The organism is Enemella evansiae, assembly GCF_002250705.1.
GTDB classification, from domain to species: domain Bacteria; phylum Actinomycetota; class Actinomycetes; order Propionibacteriales; family Propionibacteriaceae; genus Enemella; species Enemella evansiae.
In genome coordinates this window covers 37,337-50,039 of record NZ_NMVP01000002.1, presented here as the reverse complement: position 1 = coordinate 50,039, position 12,703 = coordinate 37,337, and the positions used below count along the sequence as shown (strand labels likewise).

The following is a 12,703-nucleotide window of genomic DNA, read 5'->3' as shown; positions in this document are numbered from 1 at the left end:
GCCTGCGGCTCAGGGCTCGTTGAACCGCTCGGGATCGGACTCCTGGGCGGAGAGTTCGTCGTCGTTGGTCATCTCGCCGCGGCGGTACGGCGGCCGGCCGAATCTGGCGACCAGTTCGCTCTCCAACCGGGCGGCGTCGTAGGGGCCCTGGTGCCGACGCTCGCCGACGAAGAAGGTCGGCGTACCGCGGGCGCCGCTGTCGTGGGCGGTCTCCATGTCCGCACGCACCCGGTCGGCAAGGGCCGGGTCGTCGAGGTCGGCGGCGAATCGGTCCACATCCAGACCCAGCTCCTCGGCGTACCGGATGAGGTCGTCCCGTTCCAGGTGGTCCTGGTTGCCGAACAGCTTGTTGTGCATCGGCCAGAACGCGTTCTGTCGGGATGCCGCCTCGGACGCCACGGCGGCGGCGAAGGCGTGCGGATGCACATCGGTGAGCGGCAGATGCCGGTAGATGTAGCGGCCGCGGACGCCCAGGCGCTCGGTGAGATCCTCCAGCATGCCGGTCGCCTCCCCGCAGAACGGGCACTCGAAATCGGCGTACTCCACCAGCGTCAGCTCGGCGTCCGGGTTGCCACGGAAGTGATCGCGGCCGATCTCGACGGGTTCGGAGAGGAGGTAGGGCAGGCTCGCCTCGGTCTGGCCGAAGACCCGCGCGGCGATCTGGAAGGTCGAGAAGCCGACGATGGCGGCGAGCACCGCGGCCAGCAGTACGCCGACGGTCGCCTCGGTCTGCAGGGCGGGGTCGTCGAAGGCGAGACCGATGATCAGCAGCGACATGGTGAAGCCGATACCGGACATCGCGGCACCGCCGAGCACCTGCCCGAAACCGACCCCCTCGGGCAGGTTGCCGAGCTTCAGTTTCGTTGCCAGGAAGGTCCCCAGGCCGATGCCGAGGAACTTGCCGACGACCAGACCGATCACCACACCCCAGGTGAGCGTCGAGGTCAACGCGTTGGTGAGTACGCCCCCGCCGAGCGCGACGCCGGCGTTGGCCAGCGCGAACAGCGGCACGATGAAGTAGCTCGTCCACGGATGCAGCGCGACCTGCCACCGCTCGTTGACCGACACCACCCGCTGCAGGCCACGCTGGGCCTGCTGGCCGGAGTCCGGCAGCGGGGACTGCCGGAACGCGCGGAACAGGCTGGTCGCATCGTCCACGTCGCTGCGGGTCGGCTCGTGCGCGGGGATCATCAACCCGGCGAGCATGCCCGCCACCGAGGGATGCAGCCCGGACAGCAGGGTCGCCAGCCAGAGCACGAAGACCGTCACCCCGAACGGCCAGGTGCGCCAGACGCCGGCCCGGCTGAGCAGCGCGAACGCCACCAGGCAGCCGATCATCACCGCCACCGCGAGGAAATTGATGTTCTCGGCGTAGGCGATGCCGATCACCGAGACCGCGGCGATGTCGTCGAAGACCGTCAGCGTGAGCAGGAAGATCCGCAGCTGCGCCGGGCAGCGCGGACCGGCCAGTGCGACCGCGCCCAGCATGAACGCGGTGTCGGTGCCGATCACCGCACCCCAGCCGCGGGCGGCCTCACCGCTCGGGTTGAGCGCCAGGAAGATCAGCGCGGGGATGAGGATGCCCATCCCGGCGGCCACCAGCGGTACCGCGATCCGGCGCCGGTCGGTCAGCTCGCCCATCGAGAGCTCCCGGCGTACCTCCAGGCCGAGGACCAGGAAGAACAGCACCATCAGCCCGTCGTTCACCCAGTGCTGCAGGCTCATCTTCAGTTCCAGCGGTCCGAGCGCCACCGTGCCCTCGGTGTGCCAGAGCTCGCCGTAGCTGGCGCCCCACGGCGAGTTCGCCCAGATCAGCGCGATCAGCGTGACCGCCAGCAGGATGCCGGCGCTGCCCGCCTCGGTGGAGAGGTAGCGGGTCAGCTGACGGGGCGTGCGACCCTCCGGCTCCACCGTCTGGTCGGTCGGCTCGGTCGTCTGGTCGGTCATGCCGCCATCTTCGCGGATGGCCGATGCGCGCTGCCATCCGCCCGCCTTCCGTCGGGGTTCGGCGGCCGGGATTCCCTTGTCCAGATTGGGTACTGCCAGCAGATAGCAGGGTTCGAGGACTGGCACGGGGCTATCGGTCGGCAACCGCCTCGGTTAGATTGCTTCGATGACGTACGTTTCCTGCACGCCATATCTGGGGAGGGGTCATGGCTGAGCGATCCTTCGCGACCGAGGTCAAGCACCTGCGCAAGGGCGCCGGGGAGGACTTCCACGGGGAGGGCATCCTCGCGGTGACCAAGGCCCTGCTGCAGTCCGGGGTCGCCTATGTCGGTGGCTACCAGGGCGCGCCGATCTCGCACCTGATGGATGTGCTCGGCGATGCCCGGGAGATCCTCGGCGAGCTGGACGTCTATTTCGAGAACTCCGCCTCCGAGGCCACCGCCGCCGCGATGCTGGCCGCCTCGGTGCACTATCCGCTGCGGGGCGCGATCACCTTCAAGTCCACCGTCGGTACCAATGTGGCCTCCGATGCGCTCGCCAACCTGGCCAGCGGCGGGGTGATGGGCGGGGCGCTGATCATCGTCGGCGAGGACTACGGCGAGGGCTCCTCGATCATGCAGGAACGCAGCCACGCGTTCGCGATGAAGTCGCAGCTGTGGCTGCTCGACCCGCGGCCGAACATCTCCGCGATCGTCGACGCGGTGGAGAAGGGCTTCGAACTGTCCGAGGTCTCCAACACCCCGGTGATGCTGGAGCTGCGGCTGCGGTCCTGTCATCTCACCGGATCCTTTGCCGCCAAGGATAATCGCCGTCCGGTGATGACGGTGAAGGAGGCCGCGTCGGCACCGAAGACCGACCCGTCGCGGATCGTGCTGCCGCCGATGAGCTTCGCCCACGAGATCGAGAAGGTCGACCAGCGCTGGCCGGCCGCGGTGCGCTACATCACCGAGAACGGGCTGAACGAGTTCCTCGCCGAGGATGCCGCCGACGTCGGGATCATCGTCCAGGGCGGGCTCTACAACACCCTCAACCGATCCATGGAACTGCTCGGCTGCTCCGACGCATTCGGTGACACCGACGTACCGCTGTATGTGATGAACGTGACCTACCCGGTCATCGATGAGGAAGTGATCCGGTTCTGCCGGGGCAAGAAGGCGGTGCTGCTGGTCGAGGAGGGACAGCCCGACTACATCGAGCAGAACCTCAACGCGGTGCTGCGGCGGGCCGGAGTCGACACCGCGCTGCACGGCAAGGACCTGCTCGCGAAGGCCGGCGATTACACCCCGACCGTGGTCACCCGCGGCGTCGCGGCGTTCCTCGACCGGTACGCCCCGGAGCTGGTTCGCACCCGGCCGGCGTTGCTGCGCGATGTCGACGATCCGGAAAGTCCCTTCAACAGCAGGGTTTCCGCCGAGGTGGTCCAGCCCCGGCCTCCGGGGCTGTGCACCGGCTGCCCGGAGCGCCGATCTTCTCCGCACTCACCCTGGCCGAGCAGAAGACCGGCAAGCACCACGTCTCCGCCGACATCGGCTGTCACCTGTTCGGCTCCGGGGCACCGTTCCATCTCGGGGCGACCACCATGGGGTACGGGCTCGGGTCGGCCGGCGGGGCCGCCCTCCGGCGCCCGATCACGATCGCCGTGCTCGCGATGGGCGGCGAGGGCGGCGGCGTACTCTCCAACTGGATCGCCGACACCGCCCGCGCGGCCGGTTGGACCACCCAGAACACCTCGGTCGCCGGCGTCGCCCAGCGCACCGGTGCCACCGTCTACTACATCGAGCTGTATCCGCCGCGGACCGATTCCGAGCAGCATGCCCGCAGCGAACCGATTCTCTCCACCATGCCCACCCCCGGTGAGGTGGATGTGGTGATCGCCTCCGAACTGATGGAGGCCGGCCGGGCCGTGCAGCGTGGCTTCGTCACCCCCGATCGGACCACCCTGATCGCCTCCACCAACCGGGTCTACTCGATCGCGGAGAAGTCCGGGCCGGCCGATGCCCGGGTGGATTCCGGCGAACTGATCGCCGGGGCCGAGCGCGCCGCGAAACGGCTCATCTCCGCCGACTTCAACACCCTGGCCAGCAAGGCCCGCAGCGTGATCAGCGCCTCGCTGTTCGGCGCCCTGGCCGGGTCCGGGGCGCTCGATTTCAGCCGCGAACAGTTCGAGCAGACCATCCGCGACACCGGCAAGGGGGTCGAGGCGTCGCTGAAGGCCTTCGGTGCCGGCTTCGAGTTGGCGCAGGCCGAGGTGCACGCGGCCGAGCAACCGACGGAATCCTCATCGCAGAAGGTGTTCCTGACCCTCGGTACGCGTCCGAAGTCGGCCGCCGAGAAACAGGCCGAGCAGGATGCCGAGCTGCGCAGGATAGCCGCCGACGACCCGACCCGGCTGGTCGGCAGCGACCTGCGCAGCCAGGCCCAGCGGATCGCCCGGGCCTTCCCCGAACCGGCGCAACTGATGCTGCTCCGCGGCGTCACCCGGGTCGCGCTCTATCAGGACAATGCGTACGCCGACCGCTACCTGGACCGGGTCGCCCGGCTCGAGGGCTATGAGACCGACCCGGACGGCGCGGCCCGGCTGACCACCGAGGCGGCCCGCTGGATCGCCCTGTGGATGTGTTACCAGGACACCATCCAGGTGGCCCTGCAGAAGGTGCGCCCCGCCCGCATCGACGGCATCCGCAGCTGGAGGAGATCACCGACACCCTGCCGGCCCGGCTCGGGGCCAGCCTGCGCGAGAACGACGCGTTCGCGAAGCTGGTCGATCTCTTTGCCCACAAGGGGATCGTGGTGAACACCACCTCGGTGCTCGGGTTCACCACGCTGTCCACTCTGGCCCGGCTCCGGCCGATCCGGCCGCGGTCGTTGCGGTTCGTGCACGAGCAGGCCGAGATCGACGCCTGGCTCGATCTGGCGGTACGGATCTCGCGCACCGATTACGAGCTGGCGTGCGAGGTGCTCTGCTGCGCCGGCCCGGACGCCGGTTGAGCGAGCGAGGAACGAGCGTCCCGGACGCCGGTTGAGCGAGCGAGGAACGAGCGAGTCGAAGCCACGTCCTCGGCTGCGCTTGGCTTCGACTCGCTAGCGCTCGCTCAACCGACGTGCGCCAGGGCTTGGTCCCGCTGGGCGGCCAGCTGGGCGGCGGCATCGGGTTGGCCGAGCAGCGATTCGGCCGAGGCGAGCAGTTCGGCGAAGTGCGCGTGACCTGCCTGTTCACCGCACCCACGGCGTACCGGCAGATCCTCAAGGAGGGCAAGGATTCCCAGCTCGTCAGCGTCCGCCGGGCGGTGTCGGCGGGGGAGCATCTGCCCGAGGACGTCTGGCACGAGGTGCAGCGCCGCACCGGGCTGCGGCTGATCGACGGCATCGGCGCCACCGAGATGCTGCACATCTTCATCTCCGCCGCCGACGACGACATCCGCCCCGGCGCGACCGGCCGCCCGGTCCCCGGCTTCAGCGCGAAGATCGTCGACGCCGACGGCAACGACGCCCCGCCCGGTACGCTCGGGCGGCTCGCGGTCCGCGGCCCGATCGGCTGCCGCTATCTCAACGACGACAGGCAGTTGGACTACGTCCAGGACGGCTGGAACCTCACCGGCGACACCTTCACCATGGACGAGGACGGGTACTTCTGGTACTCGGCGCGCTCGGACAACATGATCATCTCCTCCGGTTACAACATCGGCGCGCCGGAGGTCGAGATGGCGGTCGACCAGCATCCCGATGTCGCCGAGACCGCGGTCGTCGGCCGGCCCGATCCCGACCGTGGCTCGGTGGTCTGCGCCTTCGTCGTGCTCCGCGACGGAATCGTCGGCGACGATGCGAAACGCAAGGAGATCCAGGATTTCGTGAAGCGGAAGATCGCGCCCTACAAGTACCCGCGCGACATCCGCTTCGTCGCGGCCCTGCCGCGCAATCCCAGCGGCAAACTGCAGCACTTCCGACTGCGCGAGCAGCTCGCTGCCGAGACCGCGCAACCCGCAGCAGTCCCCCAGGAGAGGTGAGACGATGAAGATCGCAATCATCGGTGGCGGCCCCGGCGGCCTCTACTTCGCGGCGCTGATGAAGCAGCTCAGCGCGGACCACGAGATCACCGTCTGGGAACGCAATCGCGCCGACGACACCTTCGGCTTCGGGGTGGTGTTCTCCGATGAGACGCTGGGCGGAATCGGCAATGCCGACACCGAGATCGCGAAGATGATGGCCGACCGGTTCGCCCGCTGGACCGACATCGACATCCACTACAAGGGCGAGTTGACCACCGTCGGTGGCCAGGGCTTCGCGGCGATGAGCCGCAAGGAATTGCTGCAGATGCTGCAGCAGCGCTGCGCCGATCTGGGTGTCACCGTGCATTACGAGACGATGGCGCCCGATGTCGACGAGCTGAGCGCCACCCACGATCTGGTGGTGGCCTGTGACGGGGTGAACTCCAGCATCCGGCCCCGGTACGCCGAGACCTTCGGTCCCACCGAGGACTGGCGCAAGTGCAAATACATGTGGCTGGGCACCGACCTGGTCTTCGAGGCGTTCAAGTTCTACATCAAGGAAACCCCGTGGGGTGTCATGCAGATCCACGGCTATCCCTATTCCGATGAGGGATCGACCTTCCTTCTGGAGATGCACGAGGACGTCTGGCGGCGTGCCGGCTTCGATGTCAACGAGAACAAGGAATTCGCACCGGGTGAATCCGACGAGGAATCGATCGCCAAGATCGCCGAGATCTTCGCCGACGAACTGGAGGGCCATCAGGTGCTCTCCAACAACTCCCGCTGGATCACCTTCCGCACCGTCCGCAACGAGAACTGGGTGAAGGACAATGTGGTGCTGCTCGGCGACGCCGCGCACACCGCCCACTTCTCCATCGGCTCGGGGACCAAGCTGGCGATGGAGGATTCGCTCGCGCTGGCGGCCTGCCTGTACGAGAACCCCACCATCGAGACCGCACTGAAGGCGTACGAGGAAGAGCGCCGGCCGGTCGTCGAGTCGACCCAGCGCGCCGCGCAGGCCTCGCTGGAGTGGTTCGAGGATCTCGGCCAGTACACCCATCAGGACGTGATCCCGTTCTGCTTCAACCTGCTCACCCGCTCGCGGCGGATCACCTATGACAACCTCAAGGTGCGCGATCCCGAGTTCGCGCGGCGGGTGGACGAGGCGTTCGCGCGCCAGGCCGGGGCCGAGCAGGTGGTGCCGGCGATGTTCCAGCCGCACCGCATCGGTCAGCTCGAGCTGGTCAACCGGGTGATCGTCTCGCCGATGGACATGTACTCTGCGGTGGACGGCGTGCCGGGTGAGTTCCATCTGGTGCACCTGGGCGGCAAGGCGATGGGCGGTGCCGGTCTGGTGATGACCGAGATGATCTGCACCTCACCCGAGGGCCGGATCACCCCCGGCTGCGGCGGGCTCTACACCGACGAGCAGACCGCAGCCTGGCGCCGGATCGTCGATTTCTGCCACGGACACAGCAATGCCAAGGTCGGCGCCCAGCTCGGCCACTCCGGTCGCAAGGGGTCGACCAAGCTGATGTGGGAGGGCATCGACGACCCGCTGCCGGAGGGCAACTGGGAGGTCGTCGGACCGTCCGCGCTGGCCTACGGGCCGAACAACCAGGTGCCGCGGGAGATCACCCGGGCCGAGATGGACACGATTCGTGACGAGTTCGTCGCCGCGACCAAGCGCGCCGCCGAGGCCGGTTTCGACCTGCTGGAGCTGCACTGCGCGCACGGCTATCTGCTGTCCTCGTTCCTCTCGCCGATCTCCAACCAGCGCACCGACGAGTACGGCGGTTCGTTGGAGAACCGGTTGCGTTACCCGCTCGAGGTCTTCGACGCGGTACGCCAGGCCTGGCCGACGGAGAAGCCGCTGACGGTGCGGATCTCGGCGGTCGACTGGATCGGTGGCGGCAACGAGCTCGACGACGCGATGGCGATCGCGGCGGCCTTCGTCGCCCACGGCGCCGACGGCATCGACGTCTCCTCGGGGCAGATCGGCAAGGAGGAGCAGCCGGCGTACGGTCGCTCCTACCAGACCCCGTTCGCCGACCGGATCCGCAACGAGGTCACCGCGCCGGCCGGGGTGAGCACGATCGCGGTCGGCGCGATCTCCTCCTACGACGACGTGAACTCGATCCTGCTCGCCGGGCGCGCCGATCTGTGCGCGCTGGGGCGTACCCATCTCTACGACCCGCAGTGGACCCTGCACGCGGCCGCCGAGCAGGAGTACGTCGGCCCGGGTGCGGAGTGGCCGAACCAGTACCGGGCCGGGCGCCGGAAGCCACCGAGCGCCCGGACCGACGCGGTCCGCCCGCGGCTCGCGCTGATCCAGGAGCGGGACACCGGTGAACTCCCCACCCACGTCCGCTGGCAACCCAAGCTGCCGGCTGACACCCACGCTGGCTGAGCGACGAGCGAGTCGAAGCCACATCCGGACCTGCCGTCCCGAGATGAGCTGCCGCGGAGCGCGTAACCGGACGGGCAGTACCCCCGCCAGTCCATGATCAAATCCGGTCCCACTGGGTTCGACGAACGGTACTGCCCGTCCGGCTACGCGCACAGCCGGAGCACCACCTAATTGATCACCTCGGCGACCAGGCGGGGGAGCTCGTCGCAGACGGTGAAGTGGTTGTGCCCGGGCATCGAGCGCGGACCGGTGACCTGGGCGCCCCAGCACTCGGCGAGCTCCCGGCTCTGTTCGTGGAAGGCTTCGGTCTCCAGCTGGCCGACCGCGGCCAGGAAGGGTGCCGGGGTGGTCGGGTGCCGGCGTACCGCGGACAGCTCGGTGACCTCGGCGTCGGTGATCTGCAGCGTCTGCTGCAGTGAGGTGTAACGCAGCGGCTCCAGGTCATACAGCCCGGAAAGGCCAATGGTGGCAGTGATCTTCGGCGCAGTGAGCCCCGGTTGCTGTTCCCAGTCGGTGCTGTGCAGCATCGCCGCGAGCTGCCCGCCCGCGGAGTGCCCGGAGATCACCAGGGGATCGGACCACTGCTCGGCCACCATGGAGACGCAGCGCCGCAACTGATCGACGATCTCTGTCAGCGTGACCTCCGGAGCGAGATCGTAGCTGGGGATCACCACCCGGCACTTGTTCGCCAGCAACTCCGGCGCCAGGTAGGAGAAATCCTCCTTGTAGAAGGCTTTCCAGTACCCGCCGTGGATGAACAGCACCGTGGCCCGGGGCCGATTCGGCTCGAAGACGTCCATCACCTCGTTGGGCCGGCTGCCGAACGCCTCCTCACGGTGCGGATAGTTGCCGCGGGCCGAGCGGGAGTTCAACTGCCACTGCTGGTAGTAGCGGTCGGCATTCGGGACCGTCAACGAGGGCAGGTATTCCATATCGAGCTGCGGCTCGGCTCCGCCCTCGGTGCTTGCCGGGTCCGTCATCATCCGCTCCACTCTCACATCCACCTGCTGCCGCCGTCCTGCTGCCCACGACGGTACCGGATCGGGCTGCGGACCCGACCGGTTCACCGGCCGCGCGGCACTCGATAGCGCACGAAGACCGGGATCGCCAGCGCCGCGATCACCGTGCCGAGGATCACCAGACCGCCGCCACCGGCGGTGGTGGCGACCGGGCCGATCCGGGAGGAGACCGCCCCGTGCAGCACGTCGGCGATCCGCGGGCCACCGGCGACCACGACCGTGAACACACCCTGCAACCGGCCGCGCACGGCGTCGCTGGCCGCCTGCTGCAACATCGTCATCCGGAACGCGGCCGAGGACATGTCAGCCGCCCCGCCAATGACCAGCATCGCGAAAGCGACCACCAGCCAGGGCAGCAGCTGACCACCGGCCGGCCAGGTCGCCAGCCCGAAGCCGACCATCGCCGCACCCCAGACGCAGATGGCCACCACGACCGCCAATCCCTGTCGTTCGACCCGGGAGACCCACCCGGACAGCACCCCGCCGAGCACCGCACCGGTGGGGATTCCGGCGAACAGCAGCGCGAATGCCAGCCCACCACCGAGCGGGCCGCCGAATGCGGTGTGTGCGATCTCGGGGAACAGCGCCCGCGGCATCCCGAAGACCATCGCGATGATGTCGACCAAGAAGCTCATCAGCAGCACCGGCTGCGTGCCCAGGTAGCGGAAGCCGTCGATCACCGACCGCAACCCGGGCGCACCGATCCCGTGCTCCGAGGGCAGCGGCGGCAGCTTCAGTACCGCGCCGAGGGTGGCCAGCAGCGTCACCGAGTCGAGCAGATAGAGCCAGGCGTACCCGAGCAGGGGGATCAGCATGCCGCCCACCAGCGGCCCGGCGATGGCACCGAACATGGCCACGGTCATGGTGAGCGAGTTCGCCGCCGGCAGCAGTTCGCCGGGCAGCAGCCGCGGCAACACGGCACCCCGGACGGGTTGGTTGAGGCCGAAAAATGCCTGCTGCAGTGCGAAAACGACGAGGATCAGCCAGACGTTCCGGACGCCGAAGGCCGACAGTGCCCAGAACCCGACGCTGGTGCCGATCAGTCCGAAGGTGGAGAAGAGCAGCAGCTTGCGCCGGTCGAAGGCGTCCGCGAGCGCCCCGCCCCAGAGGCCGAAGACGATCAACGGGACCAGGCCGAAGATGCCGGTCAGCCCGACGTAGGCGGAGTCCTGGGTGATCTCGTAGATCTGCGCCGGGACCGCGACGACGGTCAGCTGGGCGCCGATCACGGTGATGATGTTGGCCAGCCAGAGCCGGCGGAAGTGCTCGTTGCCCAGCGGCCGGGTGTCCGCGAGCAGGCCGCGGAGGCGTACGCGTGAGGCAGGCACTCGCAGCATGGTACGCCTCACCTCGCGCCGGGGCGCTGGCTAGATTGGGCCGCATGAGCGATGCACCCGGAAACCTGGACTGGCAGCCGGCCCTGGACCGGTCCGAGCTGGTGGCCCCGCCGACCGCGCTGGCGATCGAGGGGCTGGGCGTTGAATGCCTGGTCGCGCCGGTCGATCCCGAGCTGGCCGACACCGCGACCTTCTGCGAGGCGTACGGCGTGGAGCTCGCGGAATCGGCGAACTGTGTCGTGGTCGAGGGCCGCCGCGGTGAGACCACCCGGATGGCTGCGTGCATGGTGCTGGCCACCGACCGGGCCGATGTGAACAAGACCGTCCGCAAGCATCTCGAGGTCCGCAAGATCTCCTTCGCCAGCATGAAAACCGCGACCAGCCTGACCGGGATGGAGTACGGCGGGATAACCCCGATCGGGCTGCCGGGTGACTGGCCGGTGCTGGTCGATCAGCGGGTCGCCGATGCCGGCTGGGTGGTGATCGGCGGCGGGGTGCGCGGGTCCAAGATCGCCATCCGGGGCAGCGATCTGGCGCGGCTGCCCGGTGCCGAGGTGTTGGAGCTGGCGCAGGCCTGATCAGGCGGGCGCGTCGAGGACGCCCGGCCGCTGGTCGGCGTACCCGGTCGCCTGCTCGAGCACCTTGGCGACCGAGAGCAGCTGCCTGTCGGCCCGCGGACCGGCGAGGAGTTGTACGCCGATCGGCCAGCCCTCGGCGCTGAAGCCGCCCGGCAGGCTCAGCGCCGGCATCCCGGTAGCGGTGATGTCGCTGCAGGCGCGCATCCACTCCAGATAGTTGGCCATCGGTTTCCCGGCGATCTCGGTGGGGTATTCGAGTTCGGCGTCGAACGGCAGCACCTGGGTGGCGGGCACGAGCAGGGCGTCGTAACCGGTGAAGAACTCCCGCATCCGCTGGTAGAGCCGCTCGCCGCGCACCATCGCGCGGGTGAGATCGGCGACGGTGAGCGCCCGGCCGACGGCGACGTTGTCGCGGACGGACTGCTTGACCCGGTCGGGGTGGCGATCGACGACCGGGCCGAGCCGGCTGGCGAACTGCCACGCTCGGCGTACGGTGAACACGTCGTTCGCATCGCGCAGGTCGGGCAGCCGTTCCTCGACCCGGGCCCCCAATGAGGCAAGGGTTTCCGCCGCTCGGCGGACGGCCGTGATGATCTGCGGATCCACCCCGAACAGACCGCCGAAGTCCGCCGACACCGCGATCCGCAGCCGTGTCGGATCGATCTCGGGAACGGTGCGGAAATCGGAACCCGGATCGGACAGGGATGCCGGCGCGCGCAGATCGGGGCCGGCCATCGCGGACAACAGCAGGGCCAGGTCGTCGACGCTGCGCGCCATCGGACCGCTGGTGGAGAGGGTGTACTGGCCGAAGTCGTCGGGCGCCTGCGGTACCCGGCCGGGACTGGGGCGCAGGCCGACGACATTGCAGAACGCGGCCGGGTTGCGCAGCGGACCGCCGAGGTCGGAACCGTCACCGAGCGGGGTCATCCCGGTGGCCAGCGCGGCGGCCTGCCCGCCCGAGCTGCCGCCGGCGGATCTGCTTGTGTCATAGGGATTGTCGGTACGCCCGAAGACCGGATTGAAGGTGTGTGAGCCGGCGGCGAACTCGGGCACATTCGTCTTGCCGAGGGTGATCACGCCGGCGGTGTGCAGCCGCTCGATGACCAGATCGTCGGACGCCGGCACGTGGTCGGCGAAGATCGGCGAACCGCTGGTGGTACGGATCCCGGCGGTCTCGTGGGTGTCCTTGTGCAGCATCGGTACCCCGTGCAGGACCGGCAGTTCGTCGTTGCCGGCGGCGTACTCGTCGGCACGGTCGGCCGCCGCCAGCGCCTGCTCGGCGACCAGGGTGACGACGGCGTTGATGCGTGGGTTGATCCGGTCGATCTGGGTGAGGAACGCCTCCGTCGCCTCCCGGGAGGAGATCTCACCATCGGCGATCGCCCGGGCCAGCCGCGTGGCGGGCAGGAAGCAGAGCTCGGACATG

9 protein-coding genes are annotated in these 12,703 nt (G+C 68.9%); 5 read left to right on the top strand and 4 right to left on the bottom strand.

The genetic code is table 11. The annotated features are described in order from the left end of the window. Positions 1-9 precede the first annotated feature (9 nt). Positions 10-1,947, bottom strand: a complete 1,938-nt coding sequence (nhaA, locus tag BI335_RS04090) for a Na+/H+ antiporter NhaA (protein ID WP_094429791.1) — start codon at positions 1,945-1,947, stop codon at positions 10-12. 1,579 nt (positions 1,948-3,526) lie between these two features. On the opposite strand from nhaA, the gene BI335_RS21780 reads away from it, so the two are divergent. The 4 genes from BI335_RS21780 (at position 3,527) to BI335_RS04070 (ending at position 8,343) form a co-directional block, all read left to right on the top strand. Continuing rightward, complete coding sequence (locus tag BI335_RS21780; protein ID WP_324252821.1) at positions 3,527-4,741, top strand: indolepyruvate oxidoreductase subunit beta family protein; 1,215 nt, start codon at positions 3,527-3,529, stop codon at positions 4,739-4,741. After that, entirely contained in the window at positions 4,738-4,935 is a 198-nt protein-coding gene (locus BI335_RS04080; protein WP_144009067.1) for a DUF6537 domain-containing protein, read from the top strand. Before BI335_RS21780 ends, BI335_RS04080 begins: the two co-directional genes overlap by 4 nt. 113 nt (positions 4,936-5,048) lie before the next feature. Continuing rightward, positions 5,049-5,951 (top strand): AMP-binding enzyme, encoded by a 903-nt coding sequence (locus BI335_RS04075; RefSeq protein WP_094429767.1) that lies wholly within the window; start codon positions 5,049-5,051, stop codon positions 5,949-5,951. A gap of 4 nt (positions 5,952-5,955) precedes the next feature. Next, positions 5,956-8,343: a bifunctional salicylyl-CoA 5-hydroxylase/oxidoreductase gene (locus BI335_RS04070; protein ID WP_094429766.1), complete on the top strand. Its 2,388-nt coding sequence runs from the start codon at positions 5,956-5,958 to the stop codon at positions 8,341-8,343. A gap of 167 nt (positions 8,344-8,510) precedes the next feature. Here BI335_RS04070 and BI335_RS04065 read toward each other — a convergent pair whose 3' ends face one another. Then, positions 8,511-9,326 carry an alpha/beta hydrolase gene (locus BI335_RS04065; protein WP_094429790.1) on the bottom strand — a complete coding sequence of 272 codons (816 nt, stop codon included), beginning with the start codon at positions 9,324-9,326 and terminating at the stop codon, positions 8,511-8,513. Positions 9,327-9,406: 80 nt separating this feature from the next. Next, positions 9,407-10,690 carry an MFS transporter gene (locus BI335_RS04060; RefSeq protein ID WP_229119439.1) on the bottom strand — a complete coding sequence of 428 codons (1,284 nt, stop codon included), beginning with the start codon at positions 10,688-10,690 and terminating at the stop codon, positions 9,407-9,409. Between the two features lie 53 nt (positions 10,691-10,743). Between BI335_RS04060 and BI335_RS04055 the strand changes: the two genes are divergently transcribed. Next, the gene (locus BI335_RS04055) at positions 10,744-11,277 is read left to right on the top strand and encodes a YbaK/EbsC family protein (RefSeq protein ID WP_094429764.1); all 534 of its coding nucleotides are present in this window, start codon (positions 10,744-10,746) and stop codon (positions 11,275-11,277) included. Here BI335_RS04055 and BI335_RS04050 read toward each other — a convergent pair whose 3' ends face one another. Beyond that, entirely contained in the window at positions 11,278-12,702 is a 1,425-nt protein-coding gene (locus BI335_RS04050) for an amidase (protein ID WP_094429763.1), read from the bottom strand. Position 12,703 lies beyond the last annotated feature (1 nt).